Annotated in this window: 15 protein-coding genes; 2 read left to right on the top strand and 13 right to left on the bottom strand. The window is 48.0% G+C overall.

The genetic code is table 11. From position 1 onward, the window contains the following. The first annotated feature begins 561 nt into the window (after positions 1-561). A complete protein-coding gene (locus PN498_RS14130; RefSeq protein WP_272063456.1) occupies positions 562-1,743 on the top strand; it encodes an aldo/keto reductase in 1,182 nt (393 codons plus the stop codon). 76 nt (positions 1,744-1,819) lie between these two features. Here the strand turns inward: PN498_RS14130 and PN498_RS14125 are convergent, their stop codons facing one another. From PN498_RS14125 to glgA, 13 genes are all read right to left on the bottom strand, one after another. After that, on the bottom strand, positions 1,820-1,981 hold the full coding sequence (locus PN498_RS14125) for a family 2 glycosyl transferase (RefSeq protein ID WP_272063455.1): 162 nt from the start codon (positions 1,979-1,981) through the stop codon (positions 1,820-1,822). Positions 1,982-2,303: 322 nt separating this feature from the next. Next, positions 2,304-3,947: a hypothetical protein gene (locus PN498_RS14120; RefSeq protein WP_272063454.1), complete on the bottom strand. Its 1,644-nt coding sequence runs from the start codon at positions 3,945-3,947 to the stop codon at positions 2,304-2,306. Between the two features lie 46 nt (positions 3,948-3,993). Then, entirely contained in the window at positions 3,994-4,902 is a 909-nt protein-coding gene (locus tag PN498_RS14115; protein ID WP_272063453.1) for a glycosyltransferase family 2 protein, read from the bottom strand. Between the two features lie 135 nt (positions 4,903-5,037). Beyond that, complete coding sequence (locus tag PN498_RS14110) at positions 5,038-6,684, bottom strand: glycosyltransferase family 39 protein (RefSeq protein WP_272063452.1); 1,647 nt, start codon at positions 6,682-6,684, stop codon at positions 5,038-5,040. A 42-nt stretch (positions 6,685-6,726) separates the two neighbouring features. Then, a complete protein-coding gene (locus tag PN498_RS14105; RefSeq protein WP_272063451.1) occupies positions 6,727-7,605 on the bottom strand; it encodes a glycosyltransferase family 2 protein in 879 nt (292 codons plus the stop codon). A 27-nt stretch (positions 7,606-7,632) separates the two neighbouring features. After that, on the bottom strand, positions 7,633-8,943 hold the full coding sequence (locus PN498_RS14100; RefSeq protein ID WP_272063450.1) for an ABC transporter ATP-binding protein: 1,311 nt from the start codon (positions 8,941-8,943) through the stop codon (positions 7,633-7,635). Beyond that, complete coding sequence (locus PN498_RS14095; protein ID WP_272063449.1) at positions 8,943-9,788, bottom strand: ABC transporter permease; 846 nt, start codon at positions 9,786-9,788, stop codon at positions 8,943-8,945. The genes PN498_RS14100 and PN498_RS14095 overlap by 1 nt, the downstream gene beginning before the upstream one ends. A gap of 107 nt (positions 9,789-9,895) precedes the next feature. Then, entirely contained in the window at positions 9,896-10,924 is a 1,029-nt protein-coding gene (locus PN498_RS14090; RefSeq protein WP_272063448.1) for a glycosyltransferase family 2 protein, read from the bottom strand. A 124-nt stretch (positions 10,925-11,048) separates the two neighbouring features. Then, the gene (locus tag PN498_RS14085) at positions 11,049-12,332 is read right to left on the bottom strand and encodes a glycosyltransferase (RefSeq protein ID WP_272063447.1); all 1,284 of its coding nucleotides are present in this window, start codon (positions 12,330-12,332) and stop codon (positions 11,049-11,051) included. 9 nt (positions 12,333-12,341) lie between these two features. After that, entirely contained in the window at positions 12,342-13,265 is a 924-nt protein-coding gene (locus PN498_RS14080) for a glycosyltransferase (protein WP_272063446.1), read from the bottom strand. A gap of 18 nt (positions 13,266-13,283) precedes the next feature. Beyond that, positions 13,284-14,774: an NAD(P)/FAD-dependent oxidoreductase gene (locus PN498_RS14075; RefSeq protein WP_272063445.1), complete on the bottom strand. Its 1,491-nt coding sequence runs from the start codon at positions 14,772-14,774 to the stop codon at positions 13,284-13,286. Positions 14,775-14,820: 46 nt separating this feature from the next. Continuing rightward, positions 14,821-15,882 (bottom strand): glycosyltransferase family 2 protein, encoded by a 1,062-nt coding sequence (locus PN498_RS14070; RefSeq protein WP_272063444.1) that lies wholly within the window; start codon positions 15,880-15,882, stop codon positions 14,821-14,823. 1,240 nt (positions 15,883-17,122) lie between these two features. Then, complete coding sequence (glgA, locus tag PN498_RS14065) at positions 17,123-18,595, bottom strand: glycogen synthase GlgA (protein ID WP_272063443.1); 1,473 nt, start codon at positions 18,593-18,595, stop codon at positions 17,123-17,125. Between the two features lie 281 nt (positions 18,596-18,876). Here glgA and PN498_RS14060 point away from each other — a divergent pair, with 281 nt between their 5' ends. After that, on the top strand, positions 18,877-19,815 hold the full coding sequence (locus PN498_RS14060; RefSeq protein ID WP_272063442.1) for a hypothetical protein: 939 nt from the start codon (positions 18,877-18,879) through the stop codon (positions 19,813-19,815). The last annotated feature ends 83 nt before the right edge of the window (positions 19,816-19,898 follow it).

Here is a 19,898-nt window from a genome sequence, read left to right as displayed (position 1 = left end):
TAGCTTTTGAGCGGCATCTCGAATAGTTGATTTAACCGTTGCTTCAAGCATGGTGCGATTTCACCCAAGAGGACTAGCCTGCCAGTTTATCTCACAGCCTCTCGGTCAAGATGACTGGTATCTTATTTCCGAGCGCATTCCTTAGCGCATCATCAATTCATACTAAAGGCCTGGTGGCGCAAGCCTTGCTGCCCGTTCTCAATTTAATCGGCTAAGGGGCTAAAACCTGCTCTACTAAAGCATTTAAACGCTAAGTGATAACAGCCCTAGTCTTAACGGAACTGGCCACAGCTACATCACCGAGGACAGACGCCTGAATGACTCTGAATCACTCCAGTCCTGATTCAGAGTCATTCGGTGTGTTCTCGCTAGGATAGTTGTAGAAATTCCTACTGAACTCAATCAGCATGGTGAGAATACATCTTCCCTACTGATTGCTTTTTCTTGATGGTTAGACACTATCGTCAAGCGATTTACTTATTAGCGTTATCAACAGATTAGACTCGATAGGTCTACCCTGCCCGTATCGCATTTCTCAAACGACTCACTTTGATTGAACTAATGCAGTATCGACGCTTTGGCCGCACTGAACTTCAGATGCCTGTCTTTTCTTGTGGGGGAATGCGATATCAGCATTCTTGGCAGGATATTCCGCAATGGCAAATTCCTCGGAAAAACCAGGAAAACTTAGACGCAACTATTCGGCGATCGCTAGACGTTGGCATTAATCACATCGAGACAGCCCGAGGCTATGGCACCTCTGAAATACAGTTGGGTAAAGTGCTGCCTAAATTACCGCGCGATCGCATCATCGTGCAGACCAAAGTTTCACCGAAAGAGGACCCCAAAGCATTTCGGATGACGCTGAAGCAGTCCTTGCAAAACCTTCAGCTTGACTATATCGATTTGCTAGGAATTCACGGCATTAACACACCGGAACTGTTGGAATATGCGGTGCGACCGGGGGGATGTCTGGACGAGGCCCGTAAATTTCAAGCTCAGGGCCGCATTCGTCATATTGGGTTTTCTACCCATGCCCCAACCCATGTGATTGTTGACGCGATTGAAACTGGACAGTTCGATTACGTCAACCTGCACTGGTACTACATTAAGCAGGATAATTGGCCTGCGATCGCCGCCGCGACTCGCCAAGACATGGGCGTCTTCATCATTAGCCCGACTGACAAAGGCGGACACCTCTACAATCCACCGCAAAAGCTTGTCGATCTGTGTGCGCCGCTGAGTCCCATCGTATTCAACGACCTGTTTTGCCTCAGTCATCCCCAGGTTCATACCCTCAGCTTAGGTGCAGCTCGCCCGTCTGATTTCGATGAGCATCTCAAAGTCTTACCCCTGTTGGCTCAGGCAGATACATTACTGCCTCCTATCTTGAAGCAATTGGAGACAGCCGCCGTAGAAGCACTCGGACGAGACTGGTTGCGAACCTGGACGGTTGGCTTGCCCAGTCCTGACAAAACCCCCGGCAACATCAACATTCCCGTAATTCTCTGGCTGCGAAATCTTTTGCTCGCGTTCGATATGCAAGAGTACGTCGAAGCCCGCTACAACATGCTGGGTAACGGCGGACACTGGTTTCCAGGGCAGAAAGCTGACAATTTGAACAGCGTAGACCTAAAACAGGCGATCGCGCAAAGCCCCCACGCTGACAAAATTCCAGCTTTGCTGGCCGATGCCCATGATCGTATGAAGGGCAAAACTGTTCAGCGACTATCCCAATCCTAAAACGCTAGTCTGGGCGGCATCATGCATTCGAGACGATAGGCGTGCGAGGTGTTGCATTCTTGGCAACGGCTATAGGTTATGCACTACAGGCTGGCCGGACGCAATAGGCCATATGCATCGGGTAGCCGTCTTCAGCATAGATGCGGTCTACACAGTTCAGGGCAATTTCTAAATCCTTAAAAACCTGTAGTACTTTTTCTGTGCCATCAGCATACAGAACGCACACTTCCCAAAACATATACGCCTCCAGGCATACCTTGCTCAATGGTGCAAAGCAACGACGAACTTGGGTTCCTTACTTTGCTGTGATCCAAACCTGATGGAATCGACCCGTTATTCTTGTCCAGTTTTCAATTTTGAAAGTTCTTGGTTTACGCTTTCTGTTCTGAGAAAATTTAGGGCCAATGCATATAAGTTATCTAATCCTAGAAGAGTCGCGTTTTTGCGTGATCCGCAGGATTATTGAACGATTGAGCCGAGTATGTGCGATCGTCGGTAGAGTCAAGTACAGCCGTCGCCAGTTCCGTTCGAACAGACGGGGCAAGCCATTGGGCTATAAGCTATTTTTTCTCGACGCTGTAGAGATAAAACTGTTCGTTATCAACAATAGTCTCATTAAATTGCTTCAGAGGCTCGATGGTTAGTCCAGCAGGAGCCGGTGCCTGGAGCTCTTCTGTCAGCACAAGAGTCAACTGGGGCGATTGTGTTGCTGCAAGTCGAGCTGGAAGTTGCTCCATAATCTCGGCCTGTTCTATATCCGGGACCCTCTCAGACCAGAAGGTTCCTAAAGTCTGTTTTTCAGGATAATAGACGGGAACGTTTAAGTAACCTGAAAGAGTAGACGCCTGGCGATATCGGCTACCAATGATTTCCTGATTTTGTAGATTATTATCTCGGATAAACTGAGCAACTTCTCGGCTATTTGAAAACGGATAAAGATAGTCCATACTCATGGCATGAATGCCTGCGATCGCCTGCACCGATAAAATAAAGGTTAGAACCCCATTAACAAATTTTTGATAATGCTGAGATGGATAGTCGTCTTTAGCTAAACTGCTTTTTTGAAACAGCCAGAGGTAGATGATGAGAGTGATGAACAGATAGCCATAGTGACGATAGGTCGCCGTAGAATGCATCCCTCCAATAAAAAGAATGATGAGTAAATTTCCAAGACTATAAGCGCACAAAAGTGATTTTCTTTTAAAAAAGAAGATGCTGAAGAGTCCTAGCATCAGGATGGATATAAAAAGCGCTATTAATTCTCCAATTGAGAAGGGTGTCGCTAAGTATAAGTCTGGATCAATAGGCAAGCTTTGATGAGTTGTGAAAATATTAGTTTCCCAAAAATCGACCCTCAGGGTATTGGGCAGCGGGAAATAGCTCTCACAAACGCACATGATTGCGTAAAGGACAGATTTAGCCTTTCGTAATAGGGATAAATAGGATTCCATTGATGCATCGGCTTGCATGGCGACAACCGTAGGAGAGCCGATTGCTGTATTCGAGAGAAAAGGAATTAGTAATAAGTCAGAAATTCTGACCCGAAGAATCTGCACCAAAGAAATTAACCAACCCGAACTCACAATTAAAAAGGCTATAGCGATATTGGGTTTAAGCCTAGGGAATCCCCTGGAAAAGAAAACCGTATCCAAAGCAACGAAAACAGTTAATCCGACACTAACTAAGAGTGCATAGAAGTTGGCATTCGCTGCCAGCGCCAAAATGATCGAGAGAATAATATATCTTGGATTTTTTCGATCAAAAAGAGCACAAAACAGAAAAAATAGAAAAACGCCTAGATTATAATTTCTGCTGATAACAGTATATTCAAAAAACAAAAAGTAGCTGAATGACAATAAAAAACGATGGAGGAGTGAAAAAGGGGAAAGTTTGACGACAATATAAACTGTCCAGATCGAAATAGTCACATGAAACAGCTGCATCAAAAGGGGATCATGCGTAAACTGATTCAATCCATACAGTATGAGGTGCCAGAGAGCTGGATGTCCCTCATAAGCCATGTTTTGAATTAGGTTGAGAATTGAACTGCTGTCTCTAGCTATCATCCAAGCTTGCAGTTCATCTCTCCACATTTCATGTTGCAGAATGCCGATCAAACTGAACAGAACAAATCCTGCAATGATTCCGGTTTCCAGCCAGCTTTCGATTGTGATGTACTTACGTTTCGACAACGACCGTGTCATTGTTTTCTAGCCAAACAGGTCTTAATTGATAGCTTCCGGCGATCGCCTACGAATACACCTTGGTCAGCGATTTATCAGAGAATTTTTCTCTAAAAAAGCCCAGCGCATTCGCGACTTGAGATAGGAACAGGGATCCACCCAGGACAATAGGGGGGTGTTGAGTGGACTGAGAAAAGGGAAACGTGAGCAATTGCCAATAAAAGGTCAGTGGCTCAACTTTGATTCCCGTTTCAGTACGATCGCCTCGAATTTGATGGAAATGGTAAGCTCCCCGACCATAATTGAAATGCTGTCGCCAGAAAGACCGCATTGTCAGCCAATGAGCGTGATGAATTTTGGCGGCAGGTGCATACCACATAGGATAGCCGTGGTATCGCCAGCGATCGCAAAATTCTCGATCTTCCCCAGCAGCCAGTGGAAAATCAGTATCAAATCCACCGACCTCATGGTAAAGCTCACGGGACATCGCAAAATTATTGGAAGCGAAGAACGTTGCCTGTTCCGGCTGAATATTGTAATAGCTGTAGATATAGTCAATCAAAAGCTGACTAGCCGTAGAATAGGCATTTTCAGGTAGGGCGTTGATGGTGTATCCCCCGACTAGTGCCTGTGGAGAGTGAGCAAAGCCTTGAGCGATCGCGGTCAACCATTGCGAGTCCACTTGACAGTCATCGTCCGTAAAGACCAAATACTTACCTTGAGCCGCAGCGGCTCCTTTATTACGGGCGCTAGCAGGTCCGGCATTGTCTTGACGAATGAAGCGTATGGCAATCTTTTTCTCGAACTGCTGCACAATCGGCAACAAACTTTGCTGGCTGCCATCATCAACAACAACAACTTCAAAACTGTCTTGGGAATAATCCAAATTGGCAATACTGCTAAGACACCGTTCTAATCGTTCTGGGCGATTGTAGGTGGGAATAACAATAGAGAATTCGAGGTTTTGAGTCTTCATCTTAATATGGTCAAAACGTTGAGATGGAGCCTGGGCTAATTCTAGCCAACTAGATCGCCTCAATAGAGGACTTTTGTGACAGACGAGTAATCCAGAACAATACAAAGACAGTTCCGCGAGCCAATTGGCCCATCACTAACTCCTTAAATCATATAGATAGACGCTTGCTTCAATATCCGAAAACGCATCAATTTGCGTTCCTGACTGCTGAATATAGCTTAAAAATAGCTCCTCTTCATCGATCTTTGAACGCCTATCATGAGCGTGAGAAAAAAGGAACCAAACGCGATCGCTTCCTTTTAATTGCTCAAGTTCCGACAGAAATATTGAGATATTATCCCGTGAATACTGCCCCACAACTAACTGGGGTGGATATGAGGACAGTGCCGGCTCAAACCAATTATCAGACGGTTCTAAAACAACAGGTGTTCCGGTCATTAAATCAGAAAACTCAAATTTATCAGTGTAATACTTGAACGCATATTGCGCAGCATAGTAAATATGTAGCTTGTCTCCTGATTGACGATTTTTATTGATATATGAAAGTACGGGTTTGATATGCTCCCTAACTCGTTGACGAGAAGAGACATTAGTAATGAAATTTGGATTCACCAAATTGTTGGCTGCATAATAAACAGGATGAAGAAAAATGATGAGAACGAGAATCGCTTCAATCCATCGATATTCTGCTTTGATCCAATCTTTTGTAGAGCAAACACCAGCAGCTACCGTTAGTAGAACGATGGGTGCTAGAAAGAGAAGTAACCGAGCTTTAAACGGATATTGATGTAGACCAGACGCGAGTAGCGTAATCAGTAAAGGCGATACAAGAATAGTTAGCTTTGTTTTGTCTACCCTCCAAAATTGGTATAGCCCTGCGGCAAAAAAGAAAGCGGCGAGTCCGACTAACGGTAAACCGACAGGATCATCAAAAAAGTCAAAGAAGTTCTCAAAAAACCATCGGATGTCACCAAAAGAGGTCGGCGGCAAAGGCATAAAAGCGTTATGCCTTTGCGTAAAAGACTGTTGAAGTGCTTCGTTTTGGGTCAGCGATCGCAGTGAGATCCAGTAAAAGCAGAGAAAGCTTACTGACCAAGACGCTAATAAGACGAAAACCTTCGAAACTTGCCTCCAACGTTTCTCATAAATGATTGGAACAGCGTAGGCAAGTCCCAAACCGGCCAGCACAAATATAACTGGATGGGAAAACCATATCAGTACCGCGCCAATGATAGATGCGGTGAGAATTTCCAACCAAGTTGCCTTTCTCTTCCGCCAAGATACTAATAGAACATAAACCAGCAGGGCGATCGCAACATCGCTAGAGTACTGCTTTAATTCAGCTGAGTAATAGATTAATCGATCTGATAGCGCAAAGAAGCCGACTGCGATTGCTGCTGCTTGAAGAGATAACAGTTCTCTGGCTAACTTCTGAAAGAGTAACAGCGAAGCGATGCCAGATAGAAAGGGAAGCAGACGCAGTACCCATTCATCCGTACCCAACAGCAGCGTTGCTCCTTTCGTTAGCACCAAGAAACCGTAGGGTGCACCTTGCCGATAGCTGAGAGGATCTAATAACTCCGCTGGCGATCGTTCAAGAATATTGAGTGCTAAGAACGCCTCGTCGATCCACAGCGACGTATCCAATGCATATTGGACGACCCTAAGCAAAACACCGATAAGAATGAATAGCCACAGCATGCGCCTTGGAGTTATCCCGTAAGCAGGACGACGGGCTGTTTCTTCTAAAATAGGGCTGGGACTTTGGCGAAGTTGAAGCATCTGGGCAATGGTTTAGGCTTGGTAGAGCAGGTTAAATCAACGTTAGTCAAAGCTGGGAAAGAGTTTGGGAACGTCTTGAAAAAGATTTCTAGTAATGGCAGGAGGATGAATGCGCAGCGCAAGGGCAACGGCCTGCAAGGCTGCTTTGTTTTGGCTCTGACGTTTTAGCGTCCGAGCATGTTGATAAGTAAATAGGGCAAATTGTCGGGGATGAGATTCAAAAGCAGTCCGATGCTTGTCAATGAGACGCTCAAAGCTTTCCTGCCTCAGAGTCATATTGTCTGACACTCGTGGACCAGCATGGCTCCGTAGACGATAGGCGACCTGAGGAATTCCGATGAGGCTACAGGCTGGGTTGAGCCTAAGAAATAGCTCCGAATGAACTCTGGACCGGAAGCTCTCATCCCATCCCCCAATGCTGAGAATGACATCACGCTCAACAACGAGCGTCTGCTTAGTCAGGTAAGAGCGTCCTGATTGCAAGGGTTCTAGAAAGAAATCGCCGCCTTTAGGACAGTGATCAGGCGGAAGCCGAGTGTCTAATATGTCCCCCGTTTGACTCACTTTTTCTAGACCTGAGAGAACTCCGACAGGTGCAGGTAGTGAGGAGTGAGCGATCGCCGCCAAGGACCGCTCTACCATGTGAGGCAGCAAGGAGTCGTCATCATCTAGGTAAGTGATCCATCTCCCCTGAGCCGCTTCGGTGCCAACATTACGAGCACCGGCGCCGCCTCGCGATCGTTCTAATCGAATGACCCTGAGCCGAGGCTCTTCAGGCAGATTAACGGGCTCATCAGAAGCATCATCCACCACCAGCACTTCGAGATTCTGAAACGTTTGATTCAAGGCACTGTCGACTGCCAACTTCAAAAGCTGAGGACGATTGTAGGTTGGAATGATGACGGTGAGCTGTGGGGTCATTGTAAAGAAGCAATTAATGGGAATGTTCTAGGGTTCAACATGAGTATCCGATGTCAGATGCCAAGTACGGGGCTGATAGAACTGGCATTTCTTCATATCGCATTCAGTTGCGACGGTAAATCGAAAGGATTCGACAATATCAAACGTGTAAATTCCCTCTCTACGAAGTCGGATTTGGGCAGCATAGGTGCCATGGCCTAAACCTAAATAGGGAAACCGGATTTGCAGTTCAGATAAACCGGGGGACAGCTTAAAGAAAGCGTCATCATTCTCTCCTCGAATGGACAGCATGTTTCCCGCCCTTTCTTCTCCGCCGACTTTGACGACTCTAAAGTTGAGGGTGACTCCATCGTAGGTGTCGTGGGCTTCACAAGTAACACAAAAGCTAAGTGGTTCGCCGGTCAGTAAGGTTTGAGTGGGTTCGCCGCGATCGTCTCGAAAAAACAGCGCCCGAATATCGATGCCGGTAGATTGCTGTGAGGGTTTTGCAGGAAAACTCAGGCGGTTTTCAGAGCGTTGGGTTCCGGCAAGAAATAGGTCGGCTTCGTAGCGGTCAACAACTGCATTCACCTCACCTTGAGTAATCAGTGCTCCACCAGAGAGATACATCGCCGTATCGCAAATGTTCAAAATGGCTTGGGAATTGTGGTTGACCAGAATGAACGCAACGCCTCGCTGCCGGAGTTCATACAGGCGTCGATAGCACTTTGCCTTGAAGCGGGCATCGCCTACAGCCAGCACTTCATCAATTAAAAGAATGTCGGGTTCGGTATAGACGGCACAAGCAAAGCCTAGTCGTGCGGCCATGCCAGAGCTATAGGTTTGTACTGGGGCATCGATCGCTGATTCGATTTCAGCAAAGGCGACTACATCCTCGAACCGCTCTTTGATTTCCTGCGTGGTCAACCCCAAGATGGACATATTGGCAAAGATGTTTTCGCGTCCAGTTAGGATGGGATTGAAGCCTGCGCCGAGGGCAATCAGGGGCGCAATTCGACCTCGAATTCTGACGCTGCCGGTATCGGGTTTGATCAGGCCACTGATAATTCGCAGCAGAGTACTTTTTCCAGCCCCATTGCTGCCGACTAGCCCTAAAGCCTGTCCCCGATGAAGCTGAAAATTAATCGATTGCAGTGCCCAAAACTCTCTAGGGCGCAGGCGATCGCTGTGCTGCCGCCCACCGATCAAATCAGCAGCAATATCTTGAATGCCATAAAAGAGCGATCGTTTGAGATCGCGACAAAACTTTTTGGATACCCCATCTACCGTAATGACCGGAGGAGAGGGCAATGTTTCTTGATGCCGTGCCTGATTCTGAATCTCATCTTCTAGCAGCATTATGACGTTACCCTCTCAACCACATACGGCATGGCAATGCGAAAAACCACCCAAGTTATTAATAGCCCCACAAAGGTCAGCCCGCTGACCAACCAAAATCCAACCGGATTCGAAAGGACGCCCATCGTTGACAGCTCACGAATGGTGACAATCAGCGGTGTGACAGGATTCAAGGCAACTAAGACACCAAAGAGTCCTTCTGTGGGAACGGGATAGATCACGGGCGTAAGAAATAGCCAAAAGCCCATGACCATACTCAAACTTTTAGAAACATCTTGATAAAGCACGCCCAAAGGAGCCAGCAATACCCCAACCAAGGTACCCAGAAAGATTAGGTGGATCAGCGCCACTGGAGTGATGATAATGGTCCAACTGATAGGTACTCGAAAGTATAGAAACAAGCCAACGATAAGCAGCAGTTTGATACCAAAGTTGAAACCAACTTCGCCTAGTTTGGCTAAAATAATGGCTTCTCTAGGAAAATTGACTCTAGCCAGCATCGGTTTTGCCAAGATGACGGCCTGTACAGGTCCAGTTACGGCATCCACAAAGGTCTGCCACAGAGCTGTATTGAACATGACGTAGGCTGGATAAGGGATGTCTGTTTCGCCAACGGTGAACACATTGGCCTCACGTGCCAGAGTGAAACCGGCAGCCATCGCGATGGGTGGAATGAAGGCCCAAACGATACCCAAAAGGGCCTGTCGATACTGAGCGCTGATGTCGCGCACCATCAGCCGCCATGCCAATTCACGAGAGGCTAGCAAATCTTGCCACATCGTCCATAGTAGGAAGCGAGGACGCCGCAGCAGGCTATCGGGAGTATGGATGATTTCAGGCGGCATGGAAAAGTTTGAATTTTGGGCTACAAATTGTCGTTGGATTTTGTGCTGACAAATCAGTGGGTTAGATTTAGGTAGGCAATGCCCACCCAGACCGTATCGAAGGCTGATTACCCAGAAACTGTGCTTGAGGCTGTTCCCCCCATCGCCCCAGGCTGTATTTGAGACTGAGTTTGCCGATGACGACGAGTGAGATAGCGATTCATGCGGCGCTCAAACCACATCATCACTTTTTCTAGCTTGGGACTATATAGCCCGAATGTAAGACGAAAGATGATGGGGGCAATGATCGTCATCTTTCGCCGCCAGCCCAGCTTTTTGTACTTAGTGGTGAAATAGGCGTCTTCCGATAAATTCCACTTATCACGAAGGCGATGCAGACTGGCGAGGGTCCATTCGTCACTCCAGCGCAGCATGTAGTAATGCAGGTCGCCCCAGTTTGCTGGAGGACCTGGAACGTATGTTACGAGAGAGTCAGGTTCCAGATAAACGGTCTCCTTGAGCGATCGCACCATCATGCAGAAATCCAGGTGCTCTTTAGTGTTGAGCATGGCCTCGTCTAGACCGCCGATCTGCTCCAAAATGCTACGCCGTACAAGCACACAGTGAAATTCTGCGAGTTCAGTCTCAGTCCGCTGAACTTTCGGCTGAATCACATCGGTCGCCTTCCCTTGACTGTACATTTTTTCACGCAGCCGTCGCCGACCGGTCTTATCAACCCAAATATGAGACTCACCTCCAGCAAAATGAATTTCTGAGTGCAAGGGTTCGTGCTGACACATTAGAGGCCCTACTACGGCAGCGCCTGTTTCTTCAGCACACTGAACCAGTGAATCCAACCAGCCCGGGGTAACAATGACATCATTGTCAACAAAGGCTAAATAAGAAGTTTGGACTTCAGCAGCCCCAATATTCCGTGCCTGATTGGGATAGAGATAGTAGTCCGTGCGGATCAGGTGGAATTGCTTTTTGTCTGCTTGGGCAGCGATATAGCGCTGGATTTCGGGAGGCGAATTGCCATCAACATACACCAGATTGAAAGGAATCTTGGTGTGTTCATAAATGCTTTCTAGAGAAGCTGGGGCGCAACTGAAACGTTCTCTAGGAACGACAACTAGCGTAACGATAGGTTCATTCATTGCTGAGATTCTGTTAGAAGTAAACGATTAATGGCTAAAAATGAGCGTAGACACGTTAGCGATAAAACTGACATTGGGATTTAGAACGGGTTGTCGAGAGGCAGTACCTTTCAAAAGGGTGAAACTAAGCGGGGAAATTTGCTAGCGGCAGCGATCGCGGGGGCGGATCCTTGGTACGCAGCAGTTCCTCATATCGGGTAACTAGACGATCATTGAGCATATGCAGATTGAAATGCTGCTCCACAAAAGTCCGTCCGGCCTGTCCCATCTCAGGCCAACGTTCTGGAGAGTTGATGAGCTGCTCGATGCGATCGCTTAACGCTGCCACATCACGCTCGGGGACGAGGTAACCAGAGACGCTGTCTTGAACCAATTCTGGAATGCCGCCGTGACGGGTACTCACAACGGGAAGACCGATCGCCATCGCCTCTTTGAGCACATTAATAGGGGCATCCTGGTTGCCGTCTTCAGCGGTAACGCTAGGGGCAATAAAGACATGAGCTTGACTAAGTTGGTGAATCAGAGCTTGTTCATCCTGCCATCCAACCAGTTGCACAAAGTTCTCTAAACCTAGATTGCGGATCAGGTCTTCGAAGTGTCCCCGAAGTGGACCATCGCCTACGATGGTGTACTTAAGCTTGTCGTAACGCCGTGCAAGACGAGCGATCGCCCGAATCACATATTCAATTCCCTTCTTTTCGACTAGGCGACCTGTGGTCAGCAGCTGAATCGTACCGTCTGGGTCAAGTCGGCGGGGCTGATAGTCAAACTTACCAATATCCAGCCCTGAATAGTGGACGGCAACCTTATGTGCCGGACAGCCTAACTGAATGAGGCGCTGGCGGAAGAAATTGCAGTTTGTAAGACAAGCATCTGCAGCATGGAACAGATCGGTATAAACGTCTTCCCCTTTTTGTCGGACGTAGCTACTGATGTCGTGACCCCGAAACATGACAACGAGCTTGGTCGCAGGTGCCATCAAACGCTGCAAAAACCAGCCTCGATGTCCCTGTGTGCCAAACTGGCAGTGGACAATATCATAGGCAGGCCAGTCTTGATCAATCAAAGAAACACTGCTGTAAAGTGTCCACAGGCCAAGAGCATAGCGACCATGGGCCAGAGGATTGAGCGATCGCACAATGCGTCCAGGTGCTTGGGGCCACCGAGTCAGCGCTAATCTAGCCCCCTGCCAAAATCGTTGACCATAGCTAGCGGGGACTGGATGCAAAGGATAGGTGTACTGACGCAGGTCATACTGTTCAACATCAGGGTGGACACGCTGCCAGTCACCCTCATATTCGCTGAAAATATCGACCTGGTGCCCTCGATCAATTAGACCCGTCACCTGATTCAGGATGAAGGTCTCAGACAGCCTGGGAAAATGACCGACGATAAACGCAATTCGCATAGGCCCCTCCTATCCTCGATTTGAGGCTCCGCCAAACTTCAGCCGCAGCTTTTCGCCAGCACTGACATACCGCACATAAAAAATGACTAGAGACGCTTTCAGCTTATGCTGCCAGTGCTTCAGGTCGGAGTTGCGAAACGTATTGATGACGAAATTAACTGGGGGGGTTAGATCATCAACCAAGAGGCGAGCAAACATCTTTTGCCGCTGAATAAACTTGTCGTCGGGGCGAATCAAGCGATCAATGACCCCGCCAGCAAGTCTGACCGTCCGTTTGTGTAATTCGCCTAGCGATCGCCGGGCGGGATGAGCGACTTGCACATCGGCTGCGTAGACCTGAGCATAACCTCTGTCAAAGACGCGCCCACCCCATTCCAAATCCCCGTTCGATTTGAGTCGTGTGTTAAACGGACCCACGTCTTCAATTACCCGTCGCCAGGTAAAAACGTTGGCCGTTGCACCGCCGTGAAACTCTTTTAACAAGCGCTCTTGGGGAAATGCAGTGAGGCTTTCATAAAGCTCAACGGCGGTGGGTCGATCAGGATTGGCAAAGAAGAGATTGACTTTGCCAACGACTTGACCACAGTTAGGAGTCTGCTGGAGGTGGGCGATGCCGCGCTCAAGCCAGTCACTATCGGGAATGCAGTCGGCATCGGTAAAGGCGATCGCCTCACCCTGTGCGATCGCCAGTCCGCGATTGCGGGCGGCGTAAGAACCAGGAGTTGGCTCAGACACAACTGTCACCCGATTGAGGGAAGCCGTTGCTGCCTTAGTGCGTTCCGGATAATCAGAACCGTTGTCTATCACAATGATTTCAAAGCGAGATCGCGGGTAGGTCTGTGTGCTTAACGCTGCCAAGCACAGCCGCAATCGTCCAGCATCGTTGTAGACCGGAATAATGACTGAAACAAAAGGACAGTTTGGCCTTTCCATAACACCCCCTATTTTTGGTTAAGCTGCGCTAGAAATGGGCTGGTTCTCGGTGACGGCCTCAGCCGCAGTTTTTCTCACCTTGGACCATTCCTCATTCGTAAAGTTTTCGTGGTAAGACCGTTCGACGTTGATGTTCCACAGGTCGTGATTCTCACCAACGATATTTTTCGCAGCTAACAGTGCCGTCAGCATGGAGTGGTCCTGATTGTTATAGCGGTGCATGCCATTGCGGCCCACCGTCTGCAGGTTTTCAAACGTCTGAATGTAGTCCTGCAAAACTTGAAGATGCTGGCGATACTCGCCGTCGTAGACCGGATAGGCTTTACGCTGACGGATTATACAGCCGTCTTCAACATCCTCAGGATTGACGCCCAAGTTCAGGCGCACAATTTCTTTGGAGGCTAACTTGATGAGGTCTTGATCCGACATCTCCCAAATAGTGTCCCCTTCACTGCAGAAATACTCCATTCCTAGGCAAGTCTTCCCCGCTTCGGGGACCATAGCTGGACTCCAGTTTTTGAAGTTCTGAATGCGCCCAACCTTAAATTCAGGGCTATGAATATACAGCCAGTTGTCTGGGAACAAGTGATCCTGATTAACAATCAGTGAGACGATCAAGAAGTCCCGATATTTCAATCCACGAGCTGCTTCTAGAACCTCCTGAGGAGGGGCTGGGTCGAGTCGGTGCATCAGGGCTGAAACGGGCATAGAGTTGACAAAGTGATCGCCTGTCAGCTCAAAGGTGCGATCGCCCTCTTTTGCTACAACCTTTGTAATTCGATTGCCCTCACGCTCAACTCGCACGACTTCAGTATTAAGATGAACCGCTGAGCCGTGCACCTCAAGCAGTTCCTGACACCGCTCCCACATCATCCCAGGACCCAAGCGAGGGTAATCAAACTCTTTGATTAGGCTTTTGGCGTTCTGACTACCAAACACGGCATTGATCACTGCCTGCTTAAGCGACATATTTTTAATGCGCTGTGCCGCCCAATCAGCTCTGATCTGATTACAAGGAATGCCCCATACTTTTTCGGTGTAGGTTTTGAAGAAAATGCGATAGAGACGTTCTCCAAAACAGTCAATCACCCATTCCTCAAATGTTTCGGCTTCAAAATTGGGGTTCCGATACTTTTTAAGCTTGGCTTCAAGATAGCTAATCAGAATGAGCGTGCTGCGAATTGGACCTAAATTCTTGAGGGTCCTAGAAATGGATAGAGGATAGTCGTAGAATTTACCGTCGTAGTAGATTCTTGATAGTCTAGGAACCTGGATAAAATCGTCTCCTAAAATTTCCTTCCAAAGCGCCTGAACCTCTCCGACTTTGGTAAAGAAGCGGTGGCCTCCAATATCAAACCGATAGCCACGATAGGTTTCGGTTCGTGAAATGCCCCCCACTTTGTCAGCCTTCTCAAGAACGACAGACTGCATGCCGTGCTTCATCAGTTCGTAGCCGGCGGTCAGTCCAGCAGGTCCACCACCGATGATGACTACAGGTTGAGATTGCACTTGTAAATACTCCTATGAACTGCACTATGAATTGAACTGGACGCCTTTAAAGAAATCTGCCAGATTTCTGGATTCCATGGGGCATCGGTAATTTTGGCAACTGCAAACGACTTAGAAAATACCTGGCGACACCATAGGCAAAAGCACCCCCTCCATAGAGGAAATAAAGCCAGTGCCAAGGAATTACGCGCAGAGTAAAGAAAAGTCCTTTCCTATCTAAGAAAAACTGATAAACGCTCCAATTGGTAATCAGTAAGATGATTGCCAGGATGATTGAAAGACCCAAGAACGGTGGCACAAAAAAGCCAGTCACTGAAGTGACGACCAGCAAGAATGCACAAACAACGCTAATTCGATTTGAGTGGCTCAGATTGAGATCTGCGTTAAATTGGCGATCGCCAAGCAGCAGCTCTGACCAAGGTAAAGCCCGATAAAAGACTTCGGCTTTCAGTAAAGACAGAGGACGCCAACACTTTAAATGCTTGACTTGAATACGCTTGCAAAGACGAATCGAATAGCCACTTTGTTTCAGCCGATAGCCCAGCTCGATGTCCTCAACACAAGGTTTTCGATACCCTTCATCAAATCCACCAACATCGAAAAAGACATGGCGACGGATGGCCCCACAAGCGCCCCAAAACGTAGAAGCGGTACTCGAAGAAATCTGGTGCGTATAGTGATGAAACAGATTTTTGTACTGCGATAGAAAGTTGCTTGCGCCGGGGTCGTCGTCGTAAGAGCCAATCAGAGCAGCGAGTTCAAGATCGCTCTGAAACACTTCTTCGACCTGAGCAACCGTATCAGGGTGAACAGTGACATCAGCATCTACAAAGAACAGCACATCACCCGTTGCCAGCGTTGCTCCTCGATTTCTAGCCCGTGCTGGCCCACCCGCTGAAGGATATCGGAAAACCGTTGCACCAAAAGATCTAGCGAACTCAGAAGAACCATCAGTATCCCCATCGGCAACGACGATAATTTCATCAGGTTTTCTTGTTGATTGTTCAAGGCTTTTCAGGCACAGACGAAAAGATGGGCCGCCGTTGTAGACAGGAATGATTATAGATACCTTTAACCCTGATGTTGTTGATGGCACTTGCTGATCCATAGTTTGAAAACTGCTGATATAACGCTTTAGTAATGGTTGATTGTTACAAACAAGAGTTCACCGATAACTGCGCCTTAGTTTCAAAGCTAAATTAATTAGAAGAATGAATGCATCTCTATCAAATGACACCAGATTGAGCGCAATCGATTGTCAATTCAGCTACCAAAGAGTCTCTAAAAGCATCACTTATAAGCTTTTATTTGGTGATAAAGTTAACACGTTCAATCGCGGCACTTAATGAGAGATTTCTTATCTTTATGGAGCCTTTACAAATAAAGCGACGACGTTTCCGGAGTCGTATTAGCCACACTTAAAAGGATACCCCGCTTGTTTAAGGAAAATTCAGTATTGCTGTTAGCTAAGCCAACAGTTTCTAAGAACACTGAGTTGGTTGGTCATCTATAGATAGAGAGACTTTCGCAATTTTGGTGATTAAAATAACTCAATAAGAATCTGTCTCAGCTTAAAATCAGAGCCTACAATAGAAATATCTCAGCAAAAATACGTAGGGATTGAGGAATCCTATAAAATTGATAACTTTATTAGTTGATTAAAGGATATGTAAAACTTTTGAAGGAAGGTTTGTTGGCAATCTTGGAAGCGCTTCTTTTTTATTGTCTTCCCAATTGTTTTTCAGTTGTTTTTCTTGTCGAGACATATTTGTTAGCGATACTCTATAAAAAAATAGATCGCCTCTGTGTATATTCGGTTAAAGCGATAAAAGATATGGAACAAGATTAGGTTTGTAGCGTCAGAGAGGAAACGGCACTAGCTGTGCTTATCTATGTTGGAATAACCATTAGACCTTGATTTGTTGATATCGAGGCTGTCTATAGCGGTGGGTCTATCGTTGTAGCGATCGCCACAAAACGGGGCAGCGTGTAAACAATTGCAACCGCCTCTTTCGGTGCTCCTTAAATTGGTCTTAAGGAGTTGGGTATCTTCGCGTCTTGCCCTTATGTTTGGACTCAAGATACCTCCTAACTGCGTCTCCAGCCCTGTCAGCTACTGACGGGGCTGCTTTTTCGTTTAGTGTCCGTTGGTTCTTTAACCTGAGTCATCTGAGTTCGGGGCAAGACTATCAAGGATGTAACAGAAGAGTTTGAAGGCTTAACCTACCCCATTGGCCTCTCCCCGGAGGGGAACGTAACGGGTCCTTCCTTAAAACGGTGTAGCAGCGCAGAGTGGTAGCAACAGCTGTAGGGTTTCAACCCTCCAACAAACTTGCGCGGATACCTTATCAGAGACTTTTGTCCGTCTTACGGTTTTTGTCCGTTTTGGCTTCCTTGCCATCGGGACTCTCAGCACTCTCGGCTATCAGGTTGAGCTGCGCCGTATAGTCGACTCCCAAAATTTCAGAGTAGAGGCGAACATACTCAGCAGCAGATTTACTCCAGCTGAAGTTTTGCCGCATTCCTCGCTGCTGTAGGGCCTGCCACTTGTCCTTGTATTGAAATCCTTCCCAAGCTCTAACCATACATGTGTAGAGATCAAGGGGTTCATAACGATCAAAGCAGTAGCCTGTTCCCGCTTCGCGATTAGGAACATGGTGGGCTACGGTGTCGACTAATCCCCCTGTCCGCCGAACAATGGGGATGCAACCATATCGCATCGCAATCATCTGGCTGATGCCACAGGGTTCAAAACGGGACGGCATGAGAAAGGCATCAGCACCTGAATAGATACGGCGGCCAATGCTATCGCTATACATTAAGTACACCGCCATGCGACCCCGATATCGAGAGGACATCTCCCAAAGCTGATTTTCGTAGTAGCGATCGCCCGTTCCCAGCAGCACAAATTGAGCATCAGTGTAAGACAAAAACTGCTCCATAACCTGCAAGATCAGATCTAGTCCTTTTTGCTCTACCAGTCTGCTGATCAAACCGACCAAAAAGGCATCAGAATTGACCTCTAGGCCCATCTCTTCCTGCACCGTAATCTTGTTGACTCGACGCTGCTCTATCGTCTCTACCGAAAACTGTTTTGCCAATTGCTTATCTGTTTCAGGGTCAAACAGATCAAGGTCAATGCCGTTAAGAATACCGCTGAGTTTGCCGCTGATGAATGACAGCAATCCCTCTAGCTGTTCGCCATAATCTTTGGTTTGGATTTGCTGGGCATAGGTGGGGGAAACGGTATTAACGCGATCGGCAAACTGCACCGCTGCTGCCATCGTGTTGTGGCCCTGCATGTACCACGGGCACCACGTCATTTGCTCTAGCTTCCAGCGCCACGGCCCTTGATAGGCCAAGTTGTGAATTGTGAAGACCGTGCCGATGTCTGAGGTTTGGTGCATCCAGACTGGGATCATACCCGTATGCCAGTCATGGCAGTGAATCACTTGAGGTTTCCAAAAATTCCAAGAAAATTCTGCTGCGCCGTTGGCAAAAAAAGTGAACCGCCAATCTTCGTCTGCCCCACCGTAGATATTTCGGCCATCAAACGCTGGATGACCAAAGAGATACAAAGGCACATCAGTGCCCGGTAACACGGTCTCATACACAGCGAAGTCGTTAAACATCGCATAGCCTTGCCACACTGGATCTTCTGGAAGGTCCATCTTGTCCGGTAGAAAACCGTAATAGGGCATGAAGATGCGAACATCGTGTCCCATTTTGCGAAGGATTTTGGGCAAGGAACCGACAACGTCTCCCATGCCGCCTACTTTCGCTACCGGAGCCGCTTCCGCCGCCACAAACAGAATCCGCATGTCGCCCTTTAGAAAGTCTTTAACTTCATCCTCAGTCTACGGGGGCATGGGTTCTCTGCATAGGGGGCAAAAGAGGATTTATCAGGGTTTCAGCTTGTAGCCCTGTTAGCGATTTGAGCGATCGCGTTATGCATACATCACCCTGCCGGGGTGATGGCAAGCGCTATTGCAGTGCTTAGGATTGGGCCAACACCCCATCAGCTAAGCCACCGAAAGCTTCCTGCTGATTTTGCTGCGAGATCGGCTTACCCGCTTCTCGTCAAATCACGAAGGCCCAACCAATGTTAGACATTCTGCTGAACCGCCTAAGACTTTATCTACCGCCCAATATGCCATCGTTGCCTAGCCCAACGGTGACTGTTGTTCAACTCACTGAACAGCCCGCAGGATTGGGCAACTGGATTGGGACAGAATCACGGGCAAACTATGCAGCCGTGGCGCTGAAGGGGACTCGGTTAAACACCGTGATGCGCTTTCAGGTTTGGGCGTCTCAAGCCGACATGGTCAGTGCCGCGATCGCCAACTTACAGCAGCAAATCCTGTTGGATCGGGATGCGTTGCGAGCAGACGGGGTACTTAGTTTCACCGTTGCTGAAACCTCCCTGCCTCAGTTTGAGTCAGCCCTAAACGCTTGGACGCAAACGACAGACTATCAAATCCTCTTTGAACATCAGTTTGAAGATGCTGACGGTGCCGAAGGACTGATTGCTCGCATTCCCATTGATGTCAGCAATCCGTTTTCGGATTCTACTGTGGTGACTGGCCGACTCACCCGATGGGACACAGCCATTGCCCCTGCCCTGAGTTTGCGGGGACGGTTTACCTTGGGGCAGCTTTCGGCCTTGGTATTCACCCTGCCGGGTACCCCACCGACAGGAGGTGTAACCCTGACTCGGACATTTGTTGGAGCGACAGGCACCCCTCAGAGCTTTGCCACGATCGCCGATTTCCTGAACGCGATCGCAGGCACTAACCCGACAACCCGGCACGCCCAAATCACCTTTGGGTCGCTGACAGATTTTCTGGATGCCATGACAGATGCTGGCGAGGTGGTGCGTTTAGGCGACCAGGATGAGGACGGACAGCTCGACCCTTATCAACCCAAAGTTTTGACGTTTGACCCAGCGATTGATCTAACAGATAAGCGCGATCGCTTGGAAGTCGCCTACGAAGAAGCTGCATTCGATCAAAGTGCAGTGGTGTATCTGCGGGGAGTCTAAGCTCCCTCACAATTAGCGTTTCCCTGTTGTGCTTGCTCCGGCAGGCACCCCGATTCCCATTGCCCTTAAGGAGGAGACCGATT

Source organism: Oscillatoria sp. CS-180 (assembly GCF_028330965.1).
Taxonomy (GTDB): domain Bacteria; phylum Cyanobacteriota; class Cyanobacteriia; order Phormidesmidales; family Phormidesmidaceae; genus Halomicronema.
This window is presented reverse-complemented; position numbering and strand designations above follow the sequence as displayed.

Bases quoted from the DNA above. Each gene is read 5' to 3' on its own strand.
- PN498_RS14130 (WP_272063456.1), top strand. From the start codon at position 562: ATGCAGTATCGACGCTTTGGCCGCACTGAACTTCAGATGCCTGTCTTT.
- PN498_RS14125 (WP_272063455.1), bottom strand. From the start codon at position 1,981: ATGTTTTGGGAAGTGTGCGTTCTGTATGCTGATGGCACAGAAAAAGTA.
- PN498_RS14120 (WP_272063454.1), bottom strand. From the start codon at position 3,947: ATGACACGGTCGTTGTCGAAACGTAAGTACATCACAATCGAAAGCTGG.
- PN498_RS14115 (WP_272063453.1), bottom strand. From the start codon at position 4,902: ATGAAGACTCAAAACCTCGAATTCTCTATTGTTATTCCCACCTACAAT.
- PN498_RS14110 (WP_272063452.1), bottom strand. From the start codon at position 6,684: ATGCTTCAACTTCGCCAAAGTCCCAGCCCTATTTTAGAAGAAACAGCC.
- PN498_RS14105 (WP_272063451.1), bottom strand. From the start codon at position 7,605: ATGACCCCACAGCTCACCGTCATCATTCCAACCTACAATCGTCCTCAG.
- PN498_RS14100 (WP_272063450.1), bottom strand. From the start codon at position 8,943: ATGCTGCTAGAAGATGAGATTCAGAATCAGGCACGGCATCAAGAAACA.
- PN498_RS14095 (WP_272063449.1), bottom strand. From the start codon at position 9,788: ATGCCGCCTGAAATCATCCATACTCCCGATAGCCTGCTGCGGCGTCCT.
- PN498_RS14090 (WP_272063448.1), bottom strand. From the start codon at position 10,924: ATGAATGAACCTATCGTTACGCTAGTTGTCGTTCCTAGAGAACGTTTC.
- PN498_RS14085 (WP_272063447.1), bottom strand. From the start codon at position 12,332: ATGCGAATTGCGTTTATCGTCGGTCATTTTCCCAGGCTGTCTGAGACC.
- PN498_RS14080 (WP_272063446.1), bottom strand. From the start codon at position 13,265: ATGGAAAGGCCAAACTGTCCTTTTGTTTCAGTCATTATTCCGGTCTAC.
- PN498_RS14070 (WP_272063444.1), bottom strand. From the start codon at position 15,882: ATGGATCAGCAAGTGCCATCAACAACATCAGGGTTAAAGGTATCTATA.
- glgA (WP_272063443.1), bottom strand. From the start codon at position 18,595: ATGCGGATTCTGTTTGTGGCGGCGGAAGCGGCTCCGGTAGCGAAAGTA.
- PN498_RS14060 (WP_272063442.1), top strand. From the start codon at position 18,877: ATGTTAGACATTCTGCTGAACCGCCTAAGACTTTATCTACCGCCCAAT.